Origin of the sequence: Psychrobacter coccoides, from assembly GCF_017498085.1 — a bacterium.
Lineage (GTDB): Bacteria > Pseudomonadota > Gammaproteobacteria > Pseudomonadales > Moraxellaceae > Psychrobacter > Psychrobacter coccoides.
This window is the reverse complement of record NZ_JAGBKM010000014.1, coordinates 46,692-69,353: the sequence shown is the minus strand read 5'-3', so window position 1 is coordinate 69,353 and position 22,662 is coordinate 46,692. Positions and strand designations below refer to the sequence as shown.

The window sequence follows — 22,662 nt, the reverse complement described above, 5'->3', positions numbered from 1 at the left end:
TTGGCAGATTTTTTGAGGAATAAGTAATGACAGTACGCAATAACAAGGTAATGACGATGAGTAACCGTGTTTCCTCTAGTTTCGCCATCTCTGCCTCACGCTTTGCTATACCTGCGCTGGCAGCCAGTATGGTCGCTATCAGCAGTGCCGCCTATGCCGACCAGCGTATCAATAACATCTCTGTAGTACAGACGGCACCTGCTGTTACCCAGATGCGCCTAGGTTTTACTGGGGCTCCGGTACTGCCTGCAGCGTATCAACTCGATGACCCAAGCCGTTTGGTATTAGATTTTGAACAAGTACAAAACGGACTTGCTGATCGATTCAATGATTATAATATTGGCATGGTCAACGACGTGACGACTCTAAGTAATGACAGTACCACACGTCTGATTGTTGGTCTAAAGCAAAGCGGTAACTATACCACTGCTGTCGATGGCAATGAGCTGTTACTCACCATCACTGACCCTAACCGTCCAGTTGTCGTTGCCAGCCTGGCGCCCGTCGCTTCAACAGCGAATGTCACGCCAATCATCGAAACCAGTAGCAATAAAGCACCATCTAATACCGTTGTGACGACTACGGCGGCAGAAAAAGCCGTTACTGATACTATGGTTGTTCGTGTCAACCCGCTATTAGATCCTAATCTGGCCGCTTCACAAGTCAGTAAGCAATACAATTATGATGGTTTGAGCGCATTAAACTTTGCGCCAACTGATAATGGCGGTGGCAATATCAGCATGGCACTGGCTAATGAGTCTATACCTATAGACGTACAGCGCCAAGGCAATAAGCTGGTGGTACGTATGACTGGTAGCACCATTCCTAGAAACTTACTGCGCCGGCTTAATGTCAATAGTGGACTGGTAGAAAGTATAGACACTAAAAACCAAGGTCAAAACGGTGTGGTCACCATCAATATGACAGGTGATTATGAATATCAAGCCTATCAGTCTGGTAATCAGCTTAATGTGACTATCAGCAAGCCTGAGTTATTGCGTGAGCCAACACTTGAAGAAAAAGTGTATACAGGCGCACCGCTGTCTATGGAGTTCCAAGATGTAGAAGTTCGTAGCGTGCTGGATATCCTAGCGCAATTTACGGAAATGAATATTGTCGCTAGTGATTCGGTTGCTGGCAATATCACTTTACGTCTGATCAATGTGCCTTGGGATCAAGCGCTTGATATCATCCTAAAAAGTAAAAGCTTAGGTAAACGTGAAAATGGCAATGTGATTTTGGTTGCTCCTGCAGTCGAACTTGCGCAGCAAGAAGCACAAGAACTTGAGGCGCAACAGGCGGTAGAGTCTTTTGCACCGCTACGTACGGAGTACATTCGTTTAAGCTATGCCAAAGCGCAAGATGTGCTGACGCTTATCTCTCAAGGCAGCGGCTCATCTGGCGGCAGCTCAAATCGTGGTGCTGATAACAATACCTTGCTGTCTAATCGTGGCACCGTCACGATAGATGAGCGCACCAATACTCTCATTGTAAAAGACGTGGCAGACAGTATAGAAAACATCCATAGATTGATCAGTAAGATCGATATACCGGTACGACAAGTGATGATTGAAGCACGTATTGTCAGTGCTACGGATAGCTTTAGCAAAGAGATTGGCGTTCGCTGGGGTATTTTATCAAATGGCGCTGCTAACAATCGTAATTTGCTGGTGGGTGGTAGTAATCAGACCTTATGGGACTTAAAAGACTTTGACGTGGAGACAACCACTGTTAATGGTCAAACGGTTTCTTATCCGTCGTATGATATCAGTCGTCCTGATAACCTAAACGTCGACTTGGGGGTGGCCAATCCTGCCGGTAGTATCGCTTTTGGCTTGCTTAGCATGTCAGATGTGATGTTAGATCTTGAGCTGTCAGCGCTACAAGCGGACAATCGTGGTGAAGTGATCTCTACTCCTAAGGTTTTAACCGCTGATAAGCAGACGGCAAAGGTATCTTCTGGTACACAGATTCCTTACCAAGAGGCGGCTGCCAGTGGCGCCACGTCTACCAGTTTTAAAGAAGCAGCGTTAAGTTTAGAGGCCACACCAAACATCACCCCTGATGGTAAGATTGGTTTGCAATTAATGATTACCAATGGCACCCCAACCATCATCAACAACCAAGTGGCCATTGCTGAAGACTCTATTTCTACCAACGTTATTGTCGAAGATGGTCAAACGATCGTACTGGGCGGCGTGTTTAAAAACCGTACGTCTAATGGGGTAGACAAGGTACCATTCTTAGGTGATCTGCCTTATATCGGTCGTGCTTTCCGTAAAGACGTGCGCAGCAATGCCAAAGAAGAGCTGCTTATTTTTGTCACACCAAAACTCATCAATGATGGGGTGAGCCGTTTAGATTAAGCCTTAACGGATAGGGATGTCCCAAGAAGCAAGCCGCTTACTCAGGCTTGCTTTTTTTATGGGTCATTCTTATCGTCATTTTTCAAATGAATACACGCTAACGTGATACTGGGTTTGCTAAATTTTACGCACAATAATCGCAGTTGGTTACTAGCCAGAATATCGATGACGTTGTATGATAGTTGATTTATCTGAGTGAGTGTTATGTTGGAGGAATTACCCTCGGTGTTTTTAGTCGGACCGATGGGAGCGGGAAAAACGACCATTGGCCGATTGCTTGCCAAGCAATTGGGACGCACGTTTGTAGACAGTGACTGGTATGTCGAGTCGCAGACAGGCGCTGACATTGCTTGGATATTTGCCAAAGAAGGTGAGGCGGGATTTCGGGCGCGTGAAACTCGGGCTATTGATGAGCTCACTCAGCGCCAGCAGATAGTGCTCGCGACGGGTGGCGGCGCTGTTATGAGCGCTGACAATCGCAGATTTTTACGACAGCGTGGCATCGTGGTTTATCTCAATGCGCCTGTCGATGTGCAGATGACCCGCACCGCCAAAGATAAATCACGGCCGCTATTACAGCAGCCAAACCCCAGAGAGATACTAGAGGACCTATACCGTGTGCGTGATCCATTATATCGAGAGGTCGCTCATATTATAATGCCAACGGGCCATACTTATCCACGTCATATGGTAAATCAACTGCTGCATCATCTTGCGTCTTTTGAGGCACTTTAGCAGTAACCATAGAAAGATCAACACAGTCCATTTGCTTGCTCTACTTATCATGGCTTGTGTTTTTATAGCGAAAAAAAGCGCAAAAAAACAGCTACAAAAAAGTTAGATAGTGCAGTCATAAATACAATATAGGAATGCTTTATGGTAACGCCTCTGTTTAGTGATAGTTTAGTCGTTCATACTCAAAGTCATGATTATCCTATAGTGATTACGGATAAACATGCAATGGCAGAGCAGGTGACCCCCTATATCAGTGGTCAGCAAGTCTTGATTGTCACCAATGAGACAGTTGCGCCTTTATACTTGTCACAGCTACAAACGCAGTTAGAAAAATCGTTTACGGTCGCAGTCTGTATATTAGCTGATGGTGAGCAATATAAAAACCAAGACAGCATTAACCAGATTTACGATGTACTGATGACAGCACGTTTTAATCGAGATGTGACACTGATTGCATTAGGAGGCGGTGTCGTCGGAGACATGACAGGCTTTGCTGCTGCAAGCTTTATGCGTGGGGTGAGCTTTATCCAGATTCCAACCACCTTGCTGTCACAAGTGGACTCAAGTGTTGGTGGTAAGACAGGTATTAATCATAGCCAAGGCAAAAATATGATTGGTGCTTTTTGGCAGCCACAGATGGTATTGGCTGATATGAGTACGCTGCAGACCTTGCCGGTGCGTGAGCTGTCGGCAGGACTGGCTGAGGTCATTAAGTATGCACTGATCATGGACATCGAGTTTTTAGAGTGGTTAGAAACCAACTTGCCTGCCATGATGGCGCTAGACTTGGCGATACTTGGTGAGGCCGTCAAGCGCTGCTGCGAGTATAAAGCTGATCTTGTGGCTCAAGACGAACGTGAAGCCGGTGTGCGTGCCCTATTAAACTTCGGTCATACTTTTGGGCATGTGATTGAAACACATGAAGGTTATGGTAATTGGTTACATGGTGAAGCTGTGGCTGTTGGTATGGTACAAGCTGCTGAGCTGTCCCAAAAAATGGGCTGGCTCAGTGATGCAGATGTGGCTCGTATCAAACGTGTGTTACGACTTGCCAATCTGCCAATCAATCCGCCATCGATTGCGCCTGATGTGGCGCTGAGCCTGATGGGGCATGACAAAAAAGTGCAAGGCGGGCAGATTCGTCTGATTTTATTAAAATCTTTAGGGCAAGCTGTGCTGACAAAGGATTTTGAGGCACAGTTACTGACAGAAGTATTGTCTTAACATACCTGAATTACCTCAAAGCCGATACGGTTACGACGTGCATATAAATGCCAGTTACGCTGAAGGCTGATGAAGTGTTATGATAGTCTAGTCCTTAAGTGTGTTTTATGCTCAAGCTTAATAGTGTGCTTTATTTTATCTTTAAAGGAAGTGTTCATGCCCGTATCGAGCTCACCGACTCGTTCTGTAAGTAAGTCCTATCGTCGTCAAGCGTTGATTTGGCTGATGATGACCTTGCTGCTCGGGGTAGTTACTGCACTAATCTGGATGTTCAGTCAGACACCAGCGATAGGGGCGAAGATTGAAAACAAGCCGATATCCGCACCAGAAGAGTTAAGCACTGAACTGAAACAGCCTTTGTCTATCGACGCTCTGCATGAGCTTGATACTGATGTGCAGCCTATTAACTTTGAAGACACCATCCGTGACTTGCGTAACTATCCTGACGAGTTTAAAGACAAGAGCTTCTTAGTAGCCAACAAAGGCAAATGGACGGTGCAAGTCATGAATGTGGCTGAGCATGAGGTTATTGTCAGCTATTTAGACGGACGTAATGACCGTGATAAGTTTTCTTACTTTCGTTATCGCGATGGAAATGATCAGATACGTTATATGTTGACTTATGGGCTGATGAGTAGCCCGCAAGAAGCGGCCGGTGCTGCTAAGTTGATTGACTTTGGGCTGCCCGCAAACGTGAGAGTATTGCCAGAAGAAATCAACCGTTATGTCGGCATTATTGATAACTATGAGCGCCCTAAGCCTATTAAGGACCTTAGTACCAGACGTTCACGGACTGTGCGATTACAACCGACTCAAGATGAGGTTGCGATGCGTGAAAAAGCCGAGGCAGATAAAAATGCCGCAGCTAACAATGCTAATCAAACATCGAATAATAAGTCACAGAGTATTCGTGAGTCGGAGGACACGTCTGCAACCTTAGCTGTGAATGAGGAGCGCACGGTCGTGATGGATGGTGAGGTTGTGCAACCCACTAAGCCTAAAACAGAAGAAACGACAGATAAAACTGCGCAAGATAACAAAAATCTACCAGTGGTCCCAACGCCACCCGCGCCTAAATCGCAAAATACTGCACCTGACAATACTGCTCCCAATAATGCTGATAAAAACAGCAATGGCTCAAACAATACAAGCAATGGAAGTAATACAGCCAGCGCTGCTACCAATAACACCAGCAATAAAAGCACAAATACAGATAATACCAAAAAGAGTACGGACAGTATTAAAGCGTTAATAGAAGAAAAAACAGACTAGCCCTTTTTGTAAATATTATGGTTAAGAGAAACCCACAAAGGCACTGTCTTTGTGGGTTTCTCTTATTTAGACATCCGCTATTTTTAGTGAGTTTAGGGTGACCAAACAATCTATAAATTAGAATATGTGCTGTGTGAGTCAGAAAAAAACTAGATTTTTTGTCAACTATTCACTAAGATAACTGTGGGCGACGCTCTGTATCGTTATCGTAAACAGCTGTGTTTGCTGTATTTTTTAAGAAGCTTATAAAGTATTTTTATGAGTGAACCAGAAGATATCGTGACTTAGGCGCTGCTTGCTGTCTTTAAATCGAAAGTATGATAGGGGTGTTATGACGCTTACTATTTTCTTTTTTTAAAGTGGTTAAGCGCTGCAACATAGAGCGTCCAATATTCGAACTTTACCTATGTTTAGATCAATACCTATTCAATCATCGCAAAACAGCATGCTATCTAGCGATTCTTTGATCTAAAACAAACAAAAAAGTAACCCTTATTTTTATTACTTTTGAGGCGTTAAGGCTTGCGATTAAACACGCCATTTGTTTATTCGGTTTGGTGAATATTTGTTAGCCCGTTCTGCCTACGGGCATCAGCTTATGTTCCGCATTGGATAATACGCTGCCCGTTCACTTAAAAGGACTCGCCATGTCAATGATTTCCTCCCATACGCATCTGGCTACACCAGATGATTTCTCTGATAACTGTGGTTTTGGTTTGATCGCTCATATTGAGGGTGAAGCCAGCCATGATTTAGTAAAGACAGCCATTCATAGTTTAAGCTGTATGACCCACCGTGGCGGCGTTGCTGCTGATGGTCGCACGGGTGATGGCTGTGGGTTGTTACTGGCTACCCCGACTGAGTTTTTTCAAAAAATCGCCGCTGAGCAGCAGCTGACTATCACAGATAACTTCGCCGTAGGTATGGTGTTTGTCGATTTAGACGATGGCAAGGCCAAACACAGTCAACAAGTACTCAGTGATGAGATTACCGCCCAAGGGCTAGAAGTTGCGGGTTGGCGAGATGTGCCGCTTGATTTGAATATCGTCGGTGAGATTGGCCGTGAGACTTTGCCTGATTTTAAGCAAGTGTTTGTTAATGCAGCGGATGAATTATCATCTGACGACTTTAATCGTAAGCTGTTTGTGGCGCGAAAAAAAGCAGAGCAACGTCTGGTGGACGATGAGCTGTTTTATGTGTGCTCGTTGAGCTGTCAGACGATTATTTATAAAGGTTTGGTGATGCCGTCAGACCTGCCCGTATTTTTTTTGGATTTGCAAGATGAGCGTTTGGCCTCGCACATCGTGGTATTTCATCAGCGCTTTTCTACCAATACGCTGCCACGTTGGCCGCTTGCGCAGCCATTTCGCTATCTGGCGCATAACGGTGAGCTGAATACCATCACGGGTAACCGCAACTGGTCTGAAGCACGCACCCCAAAGCTTAAATCAGATAAATTACCCAATTTGAATGAATTGACGCCACTGGTCAACCTTACAGGCTCTGACTCATCAAGCTTAGATAATATGCTCGAAGTGCTCATGTCAGGTGGTATGAATCTGTTCCATGCGATGTCGATACTCGTGCCACCTGCTTGGCAAAATGTTGATAGCATGGATATGGACTTGCGGGCGTTTTATGAGTTTTACTCGCAGCATATGGAGGCGTGGGACGGGCCTGCAGGTCTAGTGCTTCAGGATGGACGCTATGCCGTTTGTATGCTCGATCGAAATGGTCTACGCCCATCACGCTGGGTGACGACGAAGAGTGGCTATATCACCGTGGCTTCTGAGGTTGGCGTGTGGGATTATGATCCCAAGGATGTGCTGGCTAAAGGCCGGGTTGGTCCGGGTCAAATGCTGGTCATCGATACCATGACCGGTCAGATTTTAGATACCAAGGCTATTGCCACTTTGCTCAAAAAAGCACACCCGTACCGCAAATGGCTACGTGAAGAGGCGATGCGTATCCGTGATGATGAGCGCATAGAAGAGGAGCTGGCGGCCAAGGCTTGCCGTGGCGATGCGCTCAAAGCACTGCAAAAGATGTATCACATTACCAATGAAGAGCGCACCGAAATCATCCGTCCCAATGCCGAAAATGGCCAAGAGCCAGTGGGTTCGATGGGTGATGATACGCCGATGGCGGTGTTGTCACAGCAGATTCGCCATGTCGGTGATTTCTTCCGTCAGCAGTTTGCACAGGTGACCAACCCACCGATCGATCCGCTGCGTGAGTCGATCGTCATGTCGCTGCAGACTTGTCTCGGTGCTCAAACCAATGTGTTTGCACCATCAAAAAAAGACGCACACCGTATTATCTTATCATCGCCTGTGCTATCCGCCAGCAAAATGCAGCAGCTTGAAGCTTTGGATGATCCAGCGTTTCAGCTGGCACGTATCGACCTAAACTATGAGCGTACGTTAGAGCTGTCAGCTGCCATCAAGAGTATCTGTGAGCAAGTCGCCAGTAGCGTTCGTGCTGGTCATACCTTGATCGTCTTATCTGACAAAGACATTGCGACCGACAAAGTGCCTGCCAACGCCATTATGGTGACAGGTGCGGTGCACCATTATTTGATCGCTCAAGGTATCCGTACCGATGCCAACTTAATCATTGAGACGGGTCTGGCACGTGATTCACATCAGGTGGCGGTATTGATTGGCTTTGGTGCTACCTGTGTTTATCCTTACTTGGCTTATGATGTGATTGAGGATTTGGTAGCGACTGGTGAGCTGCTTGGCGATCCGATTCAGGCACGAGTCAATTTTCGTAAAGGCTTGGATAAAGGGTTGTTAAAAATCTTATCAAAAATGGGCATCTCTACCATTGTCTCTTATCGCGGTGCTCAGCTGTTTGAAGCTGTTGGACTTTCAGAAGACGTTGTGAGCTTGTGCTTTAAAGGCGTACAAAGCCGGATCAAGGGCGCTACTTTTGACGACTTGGCAGCCGATCAAGCCATACTTGCCGCCAATGCTTTTAAGCGCCGTGCGCCACTGGATCAAGGGGGCTTACTCAAGTTCGTCTTTAATAAAGAGTATCACGCCTTTAATCCTGAGGTGATTAATAGCCTACACACGGCTGTGCGTACAGGTGATTATGACAATTATCGCCAATATGCCGATTTGGTTAACAGTCGCCCAGTAGCGACCTTGCGGGACTTATTACAGTTAAATACAGATAACCCTATCGATATCAATGCGGTAGAGGACGTCTCACAAATTGTCGCACGTTTTGACTCAGCTGGCATGTCGCTTGGGGCGCTATCGCCAGAAGCTCATGAAGCCATAGCGATGGCGATGAATACTATCGGTGGGCGCTCAAACTCAGGGGAGGGCGGTGAAGATCCAGTACGTTATGGCACGCTGCGCAACTCAAAAATCAAACAAATCGCGTCTGGTCGTTTTGGGGTCACGCCCGCCTACTTGCGCTCAGCAGAAGTGATGCAGATTAAGGTTGCACAGGGCGCAAAGCCAGGGGAGGGCGGGCAGCTGCCTGGCGGTAAGGTCAATGCTTTGATTGCTCGTCTGCGTTACTCTGTACCTGGGGTGACACTCATCTCACCGCCGCCGCATCATGATATTTATTCTATCGAAGATCTTGCTCAGCTGATTTTTGACTTAAAGCAAGTCAATCCAGATGCCTTGGTCTCGGTGAAGCTGGTTTCTCGCCCTGGTGTCGGCACGATTGCAACGGGTGTGGCAAAAGCGTACGCTGATTTGATCACCATCTCTGGCTATGATGGTGGTACGGCTGCCTCGCCCCTATCTTCTATTCATCACGCCGGCTCGCCATGGGAGCTAGGATTGGCTGAGACGCATCAGTCGCTGCGGGTCAACGGGCTACGTGATAAGGTGCGAGTACAGACTGATGGCGGTCTAAAGACAGGTCTGGATGTGGTCAAAGCGGCTATTCTTGGTGCAGAGAGTTTTGGTTTTGGTACCACGCCGATGATAGCCGTTGGTTGTAAGTATTTGCGTATTTGTCATCTCAATAACTGTCCGACAGGTGTCGCCACACAAAAAGCCAAACTGCGTGACGAGCACTTCATCGGTGAAGCAGAGATGCTCATCAACTTCTTTAAGTTTGTGGCGACTGAAACCCGTATATGGCTTGCCGCTCTCGGGGTACGCAGTATGGAAGAGTTGGTGGGGCGTACAGATTTACTCGAAGTACTAGAAGGCAATACCGACAAACAGCGTCATCTTGATTTATCGCCATTACTGTTTAGTCATCCAGCAAGCTCCGGCAAGGCGCAAACCTGTCAGGTTGAGCGTAATGAGCCGTTTGATAAAGGCTTGCTCGCTGAGCAGATGATCAGTGACATGCTGCTAAATATCCGTAAAGGACTGGGCGGTAACTATAGTTATTATATTGGTAATTGTGACCGCTCTATCGGTGCGCGCATCTCAGGTGAGATTGCGCAAGTGTGGGGCAACCTTGGCATGAGTGATATGCCCATCAATCTGTATCTAACGGGCACCGCAGGGCAGAGCTTAGGTGTGTGGAATGCAGGTGGTTTAAATATTGAGTTAGAAGGTGATGCCAACGACTATGTCGGCAAAGGCATGGCCGGTGGTGAGATTGTCATTTATCCCCCAAAAGACTCTATATTTACAGCGCAAGAGACAGCCATTATCGGCAACACCTGCCTTTACGGGGCAACTGGCGGCAAGCTATATGCGGCGGGCACAGCAGGCGAGCGCTTTGGTGTACGTAACTCTGGTGCCCATGCAGTCGTTGAGGGTACAGGCGATCACTGCTGTGAGTATATGACTGGCGGTATCGTCACTATTCTTGGACGCACGGGACTTAACTTCGGGGCGGGTATGACTGGTGGCTTTGCTTATGTGCTCGATATGGATGGCGACTTTTTTGATCGCTGTAATCATGAGCTGATCGATTTAAACCGTATCTCCAGCGAGCAAACAGAAGCACATCGGATTTACTTACAGGATGTGATCGAAACTCATGTCAATAAAACAGGCAGCGCTTGGGGTCGGACGATACTGGCGGACTTTGAACACTATGTGCGCAAGTTTTATTTGGTCAAGCCCAAAGCGGCAAATATTGCCAGTCTGCTAAAAACCACCACGGCTGACCCTCAGTAGTTAGCATGAGGTGTTGCAGACATTATATTAAAGAAACAGTATTTTAAAGAGACAGCATCATGGCAAAACGCTTAGATAATAGTTTTCAGTTTTTAGATGTGCCACGGCTCACACCCACCAAAAAAGACATTGCTACACGTTCTACTGAGTTTGTAGAGATTTATAAGCCGTTTGAGAGTGAGGCTATGGCACAGCAAGCACATCGCTGCTTAGAGTGTGGTAATCCTTATTGTGAATGGAAATGTCCGGTACACAACTACATTCCCAATTGGCTAAAGCTGGCTACCGAAGGCCAGATATTTCAGGCGGCGGAGCTATGCCATCGTACCAACACTTTGCCAGAAGTTTGTGGCCGTGTGTGTCCACAAGACCGCCTTTGTGAAGGTGCTTGTACCCTAAACGATGGCTTTGGCGCCGTTACTATTGGCAATGTCGAGAAGTACATTAACGATACTGCTTTTGCTTTGGGTTGGCGACCTGATATGTCGGATGTGGTTTGGACAGATAAAAAAGTCGCCATCATCGGTGCAGGGCCAGCAGGTTTGGGCTGTGCCGATATCTTAGTAAGAAATGGTGTCAAGCCTGTGGTCTTTGATAAGCGTCCTGAAATCGGTGGTCTGCTAACCTTTGGCATTCCAGAGTTTAAGATGGAAAAAGACGTCATGCGCAATCGCCGCGTCATCTTTGAAGGCATGGGTATCGAGTTTCGTCTGGAGACTGAAATCGGCACTGATGTTAGTATTGATGAGCTGTTAAGTGAGTACGATGCAGTGTTTATGGGAATGGGCACTTATACTTATATGCGTGGCGGCTTTGTAGGCGAGGAGCTAGACGGTGTCTATGATGCGCTAGATTACCTGATTGCCAACGTCAACCGCTGCAATGACTGGGAAAAAGATGCCGAAGAGTACATCGACCTAAAAGGCAAGCGTGTGGTGGTGCTGGGCGGTGGTGATACGGCAATGGACTGCAACCGAACCAGTATTCGTCAAGGCGCTGAGCAAGTGGTCTGTGCCTATCGCCGTGATGAAGAAAACATGCCAGGCTCACGCCGTGAAGTCGTCAATGCTCGTGAGGAGGGCGTAGAGTTTTTATTCAATCGTCAGCCCATTGAGATTATCGGTCTAAATGGTAAGGTTCAGGGGGTCAAAGTCGTTACCACACAGTTAGGCGCACCTGATAATCGAGGCCGTCGTCGCCCTGAGCCCATCGCAAACTCTGAAGAAATCATCGAGTGTGAAGCGGTGATTATGGCATTTGGCTTCCGGCCTAGCCCTGCCGAGTGGTTTGAGATGCAGCAAATTGAGATGGACAGCTCAGGTCGTGTCATTGCTTTAGAGGAGCAAACCTTTAAATTTCAAACCAACAATCCTAAGATATTTGCTGGCGGTGATATGGTGCGTGGCTCTGATCTGGTGGTGACCGCTATTTGGGAAGGCCGAGAAGCAGCTGAGGGGATCTTGGATTTTTTAGCAGTATAACAAGTAGCGCCACGTTATGTTTAAAGGGTATGAAGTATAGGCCACATATAATCACTCTCAACACATAACAAAAGCTAAAGCCAGCTTGCAGAGGATTTTTTCTGGTTATGTGTTAGCATGTTTTGACCTTTAACGTCTTTTATCTTTTAATAGGTAAAAGACGTTATTTTTTATGACTTATTTTGTCTTGATATATCCTGTTATTTTTAAACCTGTATTATAAAAAGAGTAACTTTGTGTGAAACCAAAACTTTGGCATCGATTTACCGCACCCTTTGTTGAGCCTTATGCTCGTTATTTACATGCCGATATCCTGCATGCGATACGCTTGGGCATCGCTGTTTTAGCGGCACTGTTGCTGAACAGTCTTTTTCACATACCTTATGGTGAATGGGCAACCATCACCGTGTTCGTTATTTTAGGGTTGCTGCAGTATCAGGGCGCGATTTATACCAAGGCCAAGGAGCGCATCTTAGGGACGCTGCTGGGCGTGGTGGTAGGACTGGGGTTTTTATGGCTCAGTCAAGATTTAGGGAACTGGATGTGGCTGTATTATCTATTGATTGGCATTATCAGTGGGATCATTGGTTATATCGCAATTAAGCAGCTTGGCTATATCGGTCTGCTGACAGGTATTACCATGCTCATGATTGTCTCTAGTCCTGATCACAGTGATGTGGCGACAGATGGTCTGTATCGAGCCTTTAATATCTTGATAGGCGCCGGAGTAGCAGTGGCGGTCACTCTAGTATTGCCACTAAAGTCTACTTTGATGTGGCGTTTTTTATTGGCCAGCAATCTTGATGCTTGTAGTAAGCTGTATGCAGGCGTTAGTGAGCATATTGAGGCAGACACCCCTAAATATAAGCCCTCTGAAAGTGATAAATCCACCAGCTTCCCAGAGATTACCTATCCTTCCAGTAGTAACATGCCAGATGTGCCGGTCAATAAAGATTTAATTCGAGAGTTAAAGGAAATCAATAAGCGCCTGCTGGCAGTGCGTCCTCATATGGCCGCAACGACAAGCGAGTCTGGTATTGATAAAGAAACGATTGAGAGCATTCAACGCACTCACCGCAATATTATCGGCACGATTGACTTATTGTTAAGTGCTGCACCACGCCTTGCCAGTATTGAGATTGATGATAATAATCATGTATTGCTGACCCACTACCAACAAGAGCTGACGGAAGCCATGCAGCATATCGCTGCCGTACTACGCAGCCCAACTGATCAAGCATTTCGTCCGATCACTCATATTGTGGTGACGGACTATCCTTGTGTACAAGACTTAGCATTTGAGTGGCAAGGGTATTTTTGGCTGACTCAAACGCTACAAGCGCAATTGCAACGCTTAAGCGACTTACTACAGGCGACCAATTCGCAGTGGTTTTCGGCTTCTGGGTTGCGCTATCAGCGTCGTGAGCGCCGCAGAATCAAAGAGTATGGTGATACTGACTTAGGCTTATAGGATAAGACGCTTGAGGTCACAATAAAAAAGACGCTGATATTATGGTCAGCGTCTTTTGAAACGATATGTGCTGCTGTATTAACGCCCTGTTTTTAGCTTATCCCAATACTGTTGATAAAGCTGCAAGGCTTCATCACCCACATCTTCTTGAAACTCAGCTTTGGCCAATATCTCTTGCGTAGGATAGATAGTCGGGTTGTTACGCGTGTCTTCATCTAAGAGTTCAAGAACGGCGCTATTGGGTGACGCATAACCGATCTCTTCGCTGACGATCTTAGCGTTTTCAGGACGTAATATATAGTCAATAAACTGGTGCGCGGCATCGACTTGTTTGGCATTTTTGGGGATGACAAAGTTGTCCATCCACAGTAACGCCCCTTCGCTTGGATATTTATAAACCAAGCTGGTCAAGCCTTCATTATTGGCAATAATAGACTCACCATTCCATGTCATACCTAGGTTGGTTTCGCCTTCGATATAAGGCATGCGTGTGGCATCAGAGTTAAAGGTCTTGACGTTTGGCATCAAGGTGGTGAGCTTGTCGTAAGCGGCTTTGATCTCATCCGGGTCACTACTGTTGCCTGAATAACCAAGGGTGAGTAGTGCCATGCCAAACACTTCACGTACATCATTGGTGAGCATTACCTGATCTTTATACTCAGGACGCCACAGGTCGTTCCAGCTATTGACGGTCGCAGGGTCAATGACATCACCATTGATGGCCAGACCAGTGCTGCCCCATAGATAAGGGATGGAGTATTTATTTTCAGGGTCGACTTTGGTGTTGGTAAACGACGTATCTAAGTTGTTAAAGTTGCTTATTTTGGATTTATCCAGCTCTTGCAATAGACCTTCGTTTGCCATTTTTTCGACATAGTACGTCGATGGAATCGCTAAGTCGTACTGACTTGAGTCATCAAGCAGCTTGAGTTTGGCATACATGGCTTCGTTGGAGTCAAATGTGGTGTAATTGACCGAGATACCGGTTTCTGCTTCGAAGCCATCCAGAATCTCTTGCGGCATATACTCAGACCAGTTGTACAGGTTGAGGGTTTGATTGCTGACAGCCGCATCCGTCGTAGCGGTATCGGAGTTGCTACAGCTAGTAAGTGCTAGGCCGACAGATACAGCCAGTAGCGCTTTTGGTAATATATGGCTGCTACGAGCAGTGGTAGTGTTTGGAGCGCTATGAGTGGATGTCAATAGGCGAGACAAAGTTTGGGATAACGTATGAGACAAAACCTTCTCCTAACTGAAGAACAATAACAAAAGATGAATGTATGATATACACATATTGAGTGTAATTATACAATTATACTCATAGCAAATGGTGATTTAATGGTTAACACCTTGTATAGTTTACCCAGTTATATTTATTTGGGAGTGTTATGAATAATCATAAACGTGCAGGCGTTATCACCGCTATCATTGGTATCGTCATTTTTATGGCTTTGTTTAATGCGGGCTCACCAACGCCGATCGTCAATTGGCCAGTAGAGACTTATATGGGTATGGCCTTTACTATCGGCTGGCTCAGCCCTTTACCTAACTGGTTGGCCTATGTGTTGGCAGCGCTAGTGCTTGTGTTAATGATCATTGGGTTTTATAAGATTGGCAGCTGGGCTTATAGTCTGATCAGAGGTAAGCGTCGATAGCCAGCTGCTAATAACGATATGTGCGTGGGCATTGATAGTGGCACATTAGACAGGCATCTCACGTGGTTAGGTTGTTTGAATAGCGCTAGATTAGAACATTCTAATCTGGCGCTTTTTTTGGCTTACTGGTCAGAAGTCCACTGGCTTACTTGTTTTATCAATGGGGTAAGCCTATAGCAAGCTCACTTCACAGCCCATATGGTGGTGTTAGCAAACTACTTTTAAACAAGGCTGCTTTTAGATATTGACCGCACAGGTGCCAATTGTTTTTATGAGATAATCATGGCTTATAGGATACTTAAAACAGCAAAAAAAAAGTTTGATAAAGTAAAATCATTTGTTTCTGATTGTTAACTGTGTTTCAATCGCTGTCTTTTGTGAATGTTTTCATAGACTTTAGATGTTTTTACATACTTTAAGCACTTAAGTACTACCTAAATTTTGAATGGAGCAAAGGGCTATGCAAGGAAGTGATTCTCCAAATGGCAAACCGCCACACAATAACTTTGATGCTGCAGAGCAAGACTCGCGCATGCAAAAGTTTTTAAGAGGGGTAGAGTGGCTCGGTAATCTATTGCCACATCCTGTTATTTTATTCGTTTGGATGTCTGTGCTGTTATTGGTGCTTTCAGCGATCATGTCGTACTTTGATGTGTCAGTAATTGACCCACGGCCAGAAGGCACCAGCGGACGTAGTGCTGATGGCATGATCGAGGTGGTCAACCTACTAAACGGTGAGGGCTTGGCTCGCATCGTTGAAAATCTCGTCACCAACTTCACGGGCTTTGTGCCCCTTGGTACAGTTTTGGTTGCCTTGCTCGGTGTTGGTATCGCCGAACACTCTGGCATGATCTCAGCGGCGCTACGTGGTCTGGTCATGAATGCGCCCAAAAAGATGGTCACCTTCACCATCGTGTTTGCCGGTATCATGTCAAACACGGCAGCAGAGCTTGGTTATGTGGTTTTGATTCCACTAGCAGCGGTGATTTTCCACTCCCTCGGTAGACACCCGTTGGCAGGTCTAGCGGCTGCGTTTGCTGGGGTGTCGGGCGGTTATAGTGCCAACCTACTATTAGGGACAGTAGATCCTTTATTATCAGGGATTACCCAAGAAGCGGCACGTATCATCGATCCGGCGTATATCGTTGGGGCAGAAGCCAACTGGTACTTTATGATCGCCAGTACCTTTTTGATCAGTGGTCTGGGTTACTTCGTCACCGAAAAAATCGTCGAACCAAGTTTAGGAGAGTATAACCCCAAAGATGCTGATGATGCTTCGGTACTCGAAACACAAATCGAAAAAGTGTCTTCGTTAGAAAAGAAAGGACTGCTGTGGGCAGGTATCAGCATGCTGGTGTTCTGTTTGTTGCTGGCTTGGACCATCATCCCTGCAGACGGTATCTTACGTAACCCAGAGACGGGTCTGGTATCAGGGTCGCCATTTTTAAAGGGTATCGTGGTCTTTATCTTTGTGTTCTTTGCGATCCCAGGTTATATCTACGGTAAGATCACCGGCAGTATCAAGAGCAACCAAGACGTCGTCGATGCCATGAGTAACTCAATGAGCTCGTTAAGCATTTATATCGTTTTGGTGTTCTTTGCCGCACAGTTTACGGCGTTTTTTAAGTGGTCGAATCTTGGTTCGGTGATGGCAGTCTCTGGCGCAACCTTCTTAAGTGATATTGGTCTCACTGGGCCCTTACTGTTGGTTGGTTTTATCCTGATTTGTGGTCTGGTCAATCTTATGCTCGGCTCGGCATCGGCACAGTGGGCCGTGACGGCACCGATCTTTGTGCCCATGCTGATGCTCACAGGCTATGCGCCAGAGATGATTCAGGCGGCATATCGTATCGGCGACTCAACCACCAATATTATCACGCCGATGATGAGCTACTTTGGTCTTATATTGGCCGTGGCCATGCGCTATAAAAAAGACACTGGGGTCGGAACCTTAATGGCGATGATGCTACCATACTCGATGGCATTTTTGATTGGTTGGACGATTTTGTTCTCTATTTGGGTATTCGTACTGGGCTTGCCTGTCGGGCCTGGCGCAGAGACGTTTTATCCAGCTCGATAACCTGCCTTTATCGCTACGACTAACGTTCTAAAACTAAAAGCCCTTATCAGTCGTTGATAAGGGCTTTTTTGAGCATTGATATTTATTGTGCTGACGATGTTGCCTCTATAGATAAGTGCTCAAGCATCATTTGGATGCCATGCTCCTCGATGGTACCAGTGACATAATCTGCTCGCTCTATAAGGGCCGGCTGCGAGTCGCCCATAGCGACGGCATAACCGACCAAGTCAAACATTTCCAAGTCATTCATACCATCGCCAAATGCCATGCAGTCATCGACATCGACACCATAATACTGGCAGACATCGTTAATGCCACGAGCTTTTGAGGCCTCGATGGGCAAGATGTCGGCGCCCGTGTTGTGCCAATGCACCAGCTTTAGGTTGTATTTAGCAAAGTCGACATCTTGCATTTTATCGAACTGATTATTAAAAAACACGGAGCATTGGTAGACGGGATACGAGCGATGATACTCTGGATCAAGGATAGAGGTTGGGGTTTTGGCATTGTATTCACGTATGCGCTCGTTTTCATCTGACCAAGCAATATGAGTCGCTGAGTCAAACTTATGGATGAGTCCACTTTGTTGGCATAGATGTACTATCTTGTCGGTTTGCGCATCCGTTAGCGGGTAATGACTGATAATGCCGTCTTTATTAAAGCTGTATTGTCCATTCATACAGATAATGGCATCCAATATATCGTCTGCTAATAACGCCAAAATATCATCTGGAATGATGGCTTTGGAGCGTCCGGTCGCAATGATAAGCTTGATATCAGTATCAGCAAGCTGCTCAAGCGTCGCTTTATTATGCTCAGCGATAATACCGCCACGGCTCAAAGTATCATCGATATCAAAAAACATGATCTTCGGCGTCGGTATCCTGGGCTGCATCTGGGTATTACTGGCTTTGTCTATAACAAACATGATTATCCTTATTTTAAATACTGTTTTTGCTATCTATAAAAATAAATACCATCTCTGCATTAGGGCGTATCCTCAATTCAATCGATAGCCATCTAAATGGGCTAAAAATGGCTAAGTCTGGCCAAACGGTGTCAAATAGCTGACTACTATCTCGATATTATCTGCGCTATTTTCCTTGTTTGACGGCGGTTTATCTCATTTTTATCGCCATTTTTAAAATAAGGACACGCCCTAAGTTTTGTTGATTATTATCCCATTTATCTTGCTTGACGGTTAGCATAGCATGGATTGGCACAGACTAAATGGCGTAATCTATTGATTGACTTACAGTTATGGGGCGTGTGCTTGGTTTACTCAAGTGCGCAGCGGGCGGCTTATTGTAGTGCTGATTATATGAGTGACATTGTCGCTGGCATAATCCCAATCGGTGCGACGGTGAGTCATCTACGTAAATAATACGCTTGGTGACAGGCGAAAGTGGTGAGCACTATACAAATAGACTATGCTGAATATCAGCATGAACATGCTTAGTAGTCAAAGCGTCTTTAAAGTAAAAATAGACGCTCGCAATTTGATGGCTGAGCATTAGAATAAAAAATTAGAGCAAAAATATATGAAAAGGTGGTCAGCATATGGCTTTAAATATGTATTATAAAAACGGCATCGTTCGTAAGACCCGTTATCAAATCTCTGATGAGCTGATACCTGTTTTGTATCAGATTCACAATAATACCAATTTTCCGCAGCTCAATGAGCTGATTGAGACTCTGTATGACAGTCAGGATATAGCACCTGATACCGCTCAGTTATTGGCTGATGAGATGGTAGCGTTTGAGCGGCTATTGCTTTCGCTACATCTGCCTTTTCCGATGCGACCATTACAAAAGATGCAGACCTTCTTTACAGAGGCGGCCAGCAAGCAGCAGGTTATTTATACAAGTAGTGCTTGATATTTACTAAGGATTATCTGATGAATAACACTTCTCGAGATATTGCTAGTCATAATAGGGTCAATAAAGACGCTGCAGAGGACGATCTGTTTAGCGTTACCCCACGTCATCCTGACAGTCGGCTTGAGGCGGACTGGTTGTTTTTGTACCAGAAACTGCCACCAGATCAATGGTTTGGCGCAGACTATGCCTATAAGACATCAGGATGGATAAAGGTACATACTAACATACGCAAACGCCAGCGTATCTTGCTACAGATTAGTACGGCCTATCAATCAGGAGATTTTGACTGGGCAGAGTATCGCTCGCAGATGCTTAAGCGTGTCAGTATGCATATCCTCAAGCTGCATCAGCACCACGGAGTGGAGGATGCAGGATTTTTTCCAGAGTTTATCGCTATGCATCCTAAGCTTGCGCCTGCTTTTGAGGTATTAGGACGCGACCATGAGCGTTTGGATGCGCTACTTGATGAATTGCAAGCGAAAAATGATCAGCTGGCGAGAAGTGAGGTCGAAGATAAGGCGCTTGCCGAGCAATTGCATCAGACGTTAATGGATGCTAGTAAATTACTGTCGCAACATCTGACCGATGAGGAAGACATAGTGATTCCGATTTTGGGGTTACGGCAGGGTTAGGGTTTGGTTTTCGGACTCTAGCTATTTGTAGGGAGAGCTCCATGCGCATTTGTTAAAAATTATTGTTGCTAAGGGTATTTATAACGTACTCTACTTCAAATGTCCTATTTCTGATACAGCCTTATGTTCAAGAATATCAATATCAGACTGTTAATTGCTCTTATCTCGATGATGGTATTTCCGTCACTTTATCAAACCGTCAGAGTAAACTTTCTCGGTGATTTGCCTAGTGACGCAGGAATTAATATTGCCAGTCAAATACTGTGGCTAAGTTTGATTTATGAGATAGCGCAAGAGGCACTAATTTTACCCTTGTTTTATTTACTCGGTAAATCTTTATCTGATAAAAACGAGTTTGAAAATAAAGTTCAAACAGGGTTTATCGTTATCTTGGGTATCATGGCTTGTCTATCTACGATTTTATTCGTTTATTCACAAAATATTGTGATTTTTATGGAGCAATCTAGACAGATTGTTGAAGAAACAACTCAATATATTCGATTAGAAACTATAGCCATCATGTTTGCAACGCTAGTCAAATATATGACAGTCGTTATCGTTAGTTTGAACAAAGATAAGTATATTTACGGCTTGTTAGCGGTGCAAATGACGCTGTCTATATTGTTAGATAGTGTGTTTTTCGGACCTTTTGAGTTTAGTCTGAATATGGGTGTTATCGGAATTGCTTGGACGAATACCATTGTCAATATAGCTATTTTATTAGCTACCTATATTTCTATACGACAACATGGATTGAAGCTTTTATCAGTCAATCAAATGTCATTTACATGGATGAAAGAGTGGTGGACGACAGGTGTATTTTCAGGATTAGAATCGCTAGTCAGAAATATTGCCTTTATGGTAATGATTATAAAAATGATTAACATGGTTGAGGAGCAAGGTAATTATTGGGTAGCTAATAGCTTTATTTGGGGCTGGTTGTTACTGCCTGCATTAGCGTTATCCGAGCTGGTTAAAAGAGACGTTGGTGCAGACATAAATAATATTACCAAAAACACAAAAGGCTATTTTTTGCTGGGGTTAGCATTCGTTCTCCTTTGGTGTATTACTATTCCGTTTTGGCATAGCTTTCTAGCTAATGTCATGAATGTGCAGGACATAAAAACAGTAATCTATATCGTTGGAATACAGTCAGTATTCTATTTTGTTTTCATATTCAACAATAGTATTTTAGACGCGACTTTATATGGTTTAGGTAAAACGAACTATATGTTCTTTCAGTCGCTTTGGGTCAACATTGGCTACTATGGCACAATGTTTATTTTATATAAATTAGGTGTATTTATACCGACGCTATCAAGTATATGTCTTATGTTTGGCTTTGGTATATTGATAGATCTCATTCCAACTGTCATATTGTATAAGAAGGCATTGCGTGAACAAGGCGTCGAAATAGTATGGTAATTCTAGCTTTTATTGGTGCGTGGAACGTACTCTACCAGACTATTTGTCGTAGTTAGGACTTGCACATTGACTAAGAATAGAATGATTTGTAGGCTGGGCTTTTAGCCCAGCATTTAAACTCTTTAAATACCTTGTAGGCATAATCCATGCGAACTTACATCAGAGATAAGGCTAAAGGTGGCACTTACTTTCTGACTATGAATCTATCAAACCGCAAAAGTGAGCTTCTCACCAAGCATATCAATGAGTTTCGCCAAGCCTATCGACTGACCAAACAAAATCACGATTTTCAACTTAATGCGATGGTATTGTTGCTTGATCATGTGCATATGCTCATTACTTTAGCAGAGGATAGCGACAATTACGCTGTCATTATCGCCAGTATAAAAACGCATTTTTCTCGTCAAATCAAGAAGTCTGATAGTGAAGTCATTAACCATTCTAGAATAAGAAGAAGAGAGCGAGGTATTTGGCAGAGGCGGTTTTGGGAGCATAGAATTAGAGATGAATTAGATTACCAGCGCCATATGGATTACATTCATTACAATGCGGTGAAACATGGTTATGCGGAGCGTTCTATTGATTGGCCATATTCGACGTTTCAAAAATATGTGGAGAAAGGGTTTTATTCGTCAGACTGGGGTGGGGAAAGCGTTAGTGAAATTGAGATTGAACATGATTAATTTTTGATTTAAACGTTATTTTTTTAGCATAGTCTGCTGGGCTAAAAGCCCAGCCTACGATAGCTTAATTTTCTTATATTTATGTGTTTTTTCGCCGCAATTTTCATATAGATAAATAGAATCAAAGACTTGTTGACTTTGTAATTGACTCTTAAAAGCTGGTGATAAGAGATCTTCTATATCGTTTATGTCAAAAAATGGATTGAATAAGCCAACAAGTAGTACTCCACTTCCATGTTGTTTAGCTAATTTGACCATTGTAGCTTTAGTCAATTTTTTCTTGATAACTAACTCGATTTGCTCAGAAGTAATTTTATCAGGGTCTATAACTAGACCACCTTCAGACGGTTGATGTGTTTTATCATGAGCGGCATAAGATGTAATACTTTTAGCAACATCATCACTGAAGAAAACGTCTGTAATTTCTATCCAAGTTCTATTATTATCAATTTTAACCAAAGCATCAGGTGGATCAGGCCTATCCTCAACTTTTAAAACTGAACCTTTTTCTTTCATATAATCCTTAAAAGTGCTTAGAACACTATTTTCGTGAACATCTTTCAGATCTTTTCGTAATACCATTTTTAATTCCTATGACAACCTGAATAGCAAGCGTAGGCTGGGCTTTTAGCCCAGCTTTTAAACT

General features: G+C 44.7%; 17 protein-coding genes. 14 read left to right on the top strand and 3 right to left on the bottom strand.

Annotated elements, in window-relative coordinates:
• Positions 1-26: 26 nt before the first annotated feature.
• The 7 genes from J3492_RS08610 to J3492_RS08580 all read left to right on the top strand — a co-directional run bounded on the left by J3492_RS08610 (position 27) and on the right by J3492_RS08580 (position 13,660).
• Positions 27-2,366 (top strand): type IV pilus secretin PilQ, encoded by a 2,340-nt coding sequence (locus J3492_RS08610; RefSeq protein WP_207991649.1) that lies wholly within the window; start codon positions 27-29, stop codon positions 2,364-2,366.
• A gap of 204 nt (positions 2,367-2,570) precedes the next feature.
• Entirely contained in the window at positions 2,571-3,101 is a 531-nt protein-coding gene (aroK, locus tag J3492_RS08605) for a shikimate kinase AroK (RefSeq protein WP_207991648.1), read from the top strand.
• Positions 3,102-3,242: 141 nt separating this feature from the next.
• Positions 3,243-4,325 (top strand): 3-dehydroquinate synthase, encoded by a 1,083-nt coding sequence (aroB, locus tag J3492_RS08600; protein WP_207991647.1) that lies wholly within the window; start codon positions 3,243-3,245, stop codon positions 4,323-4,325.
• A 156-nt stretch (positions 4,326-4,481) separates the two neighbouring features.
• Entirely contained in the window at positions 4,482-5,597 is a 1,116-nt protein-coding gene (locus J3492_RS08595; protein WP_207991646.1) for a hypothetical protein, read from the top strand.
• A 647-nt stretch (positions 5,598-6,244) separates the two neighbouring features.
• A complete protein-coding gene (gltB, locus tag J3492_RS08590; protein WP_207991645.1) occupies positions 6,245-10,708 on the top strand; it encodes a glutamate synthase large subunit in 4,464 nt (1,487 codons plus the stop codon).
• A 59-nt stretch (positions 10,709-10,767) separates the two neighbouring features.
• Entirely contained in the window at positions 10,768-12,189 is a 1,422-nt protein-coding gene (locus J3492_RS08585; protein ID WP_207991644.1) for an FAD-dependent oxidoreductase, read from the top strand.
• Positions 12,190-12,427: 238 nt separating this feature from the next.
• On the top strand, positions 12,428-13,660 hold the full coding sequence (locus J3492_RS08580) for an FUSC family protein (protein ID WP_207991643.1): 1,233 nt from the start codon (positions 12,428-12,430) through the stop codon (positions 13,658-13,660).
• Positions 13,661-13,738: 78 nt separating this feature from the next.
• Here the strand turns inward: J3492_RS08580 and J3492_RS08575 are convergent, their stop codons facing one another.
• Positions 13,739-14,899, bottom strand: coding sequence for an ABC transporter substrate-binding protein (locus J3492_RS08575; RefSeq protein ID WP_243453182.1), 1,161 nt, complete (start codon positions 14,897-14,899; stop codon positions 13,739-13,741).
• Positions 14,900-15,048: 149 nt separating this feature from the next.
• Between J3492_RS08575 and J3492_RS08570 the strand changes: the two genes are divergently transcribed.
• Together J3492_RS08570 and J3492_RS08565 are read left to right on the top strand one after the other, a co-directional pair.
• Positions 15,049-15,315 carry a hypothetical protein gene (locus J3492_RS08570; RefSeq protein WP_207991642.1) on the top strand — a complete coding sequence of 89 codons (267 nt, stop codon included), beginning with the start codon at positions 15,049-15,051 and terminating at the stop codon, positions 15,313-15,315.
• 460 nt (positions 15,316-15,775) lie between these two features.
• Positions 15,776-17,395, top strand: coding sequence for an AbgT family transporter (locus J3492_RS08565; RefSeq protein ID WP_207991641.1), 1,620 nt, complete (start codon positions 15,776-15,778; stop codon positions 17,393-17,395).
• Between the two features lie 82 nt (positions 17,396-17,477).
• Here J3492_RS08565 and J3492_RS08560 read toward each other — a convergent pair whose 3' ends face one another.
• Positions 17,478-18,323 carry a Cof-type HAD-IIB family hydrolase gene (locus tag J3492_RS08560; RefSeq protein WP_243453181.1) on the bottom strand — a complete coding sequence of 282 codons (846 nt, stop codon included), beginning with the start codon at positions 18,321-18,323 and terminating at the stop codon, positions 17,478-17,480.
• Positions 18,324-18,611: 288 nt separating this feature from the next.
• On the opposite strand from J3492_RS08560, the gene J3492_RS08555 reads away from it, so the two are divergent.
• From J3492_RS08555 to J3492_RS08535, 5 genes are all read left to right on the top strand, one after another.
• Complete coding sequence (locus J3492_RS08555) at positions 18,612-18,779, top strand: hypothetical protein (protein ID WP_207991640.1); 168 nt, start codon at positions 18,612-18,614, stop codon at positions 18,777-18,779.
• Between the two features lie 176 nt (positions 18,780-18,955).
• The gene (locus J3492_RS08550; protein WP_207991639.1) at positions 18,956-19,273 is read left to right on the top strand and encodes a hypothetical protein; all 318 of its coding nucleotides are present in this window, start codon (positions 18,956-18,958) and stop codon (positions 19,271-19,273) included.
• Between the two features lie 20 nt (positions 19,274-19,293).
• On the top strand, positions 19,294-19,908 hold the full coding sequence (locus J3492_RS08545; RefSeq protein WP_207991638.1) for a hemerythrin domain-containing protein: 615 nt from the start codon (positions 19,294-19,296) through the stop codon (positions 19,906-19,908).
• Positions 19,909-20,031: 123 nt separating this feature from the next.
• Positions 20,032-21,333: an MATE family Na+-driven efflux transporter gene (locus tag J3492_RS08540; RefSeq protein WP_207991637.1), complete on the top strand. Its 1,302-nt coding sequence runs from the start codon at positions 20,032-20,034 to the stop codon at positions 21,331-21,333.
• A gap of 146 nt (positions 21,334-21,479) precedes the next feature.
• Positions 21,480-22,016 (top strand): REP-associated tyrosine transposase, encoded by a 537-nt coding sequence (locus J3492_RS08535; RefSeq protein ID WP_207991636.1) that lies wholly within the window; start codon positions 21,480-21,482, stop codon positions 22,014-22,016.
• A gap of 54 nt (positions 22,017-22,070) precedes the next feature.
• Here the strand turns inward: J3492_RS08535 and J3492_RS08530 are convergent, their stop codons facing one another.
• Positions 22,071-22,598, bottom strand: coding sequence for a hypothetical protein (locus tag J3492_RS08530; protein WP_207991635.1), 528 nt, complete (start codon positions 22,596-22,598; stop codon positions 22,071-22,073).
• Between the last annotated feature and the right edge of the window lie 64 nt (positions 22,599-22,662).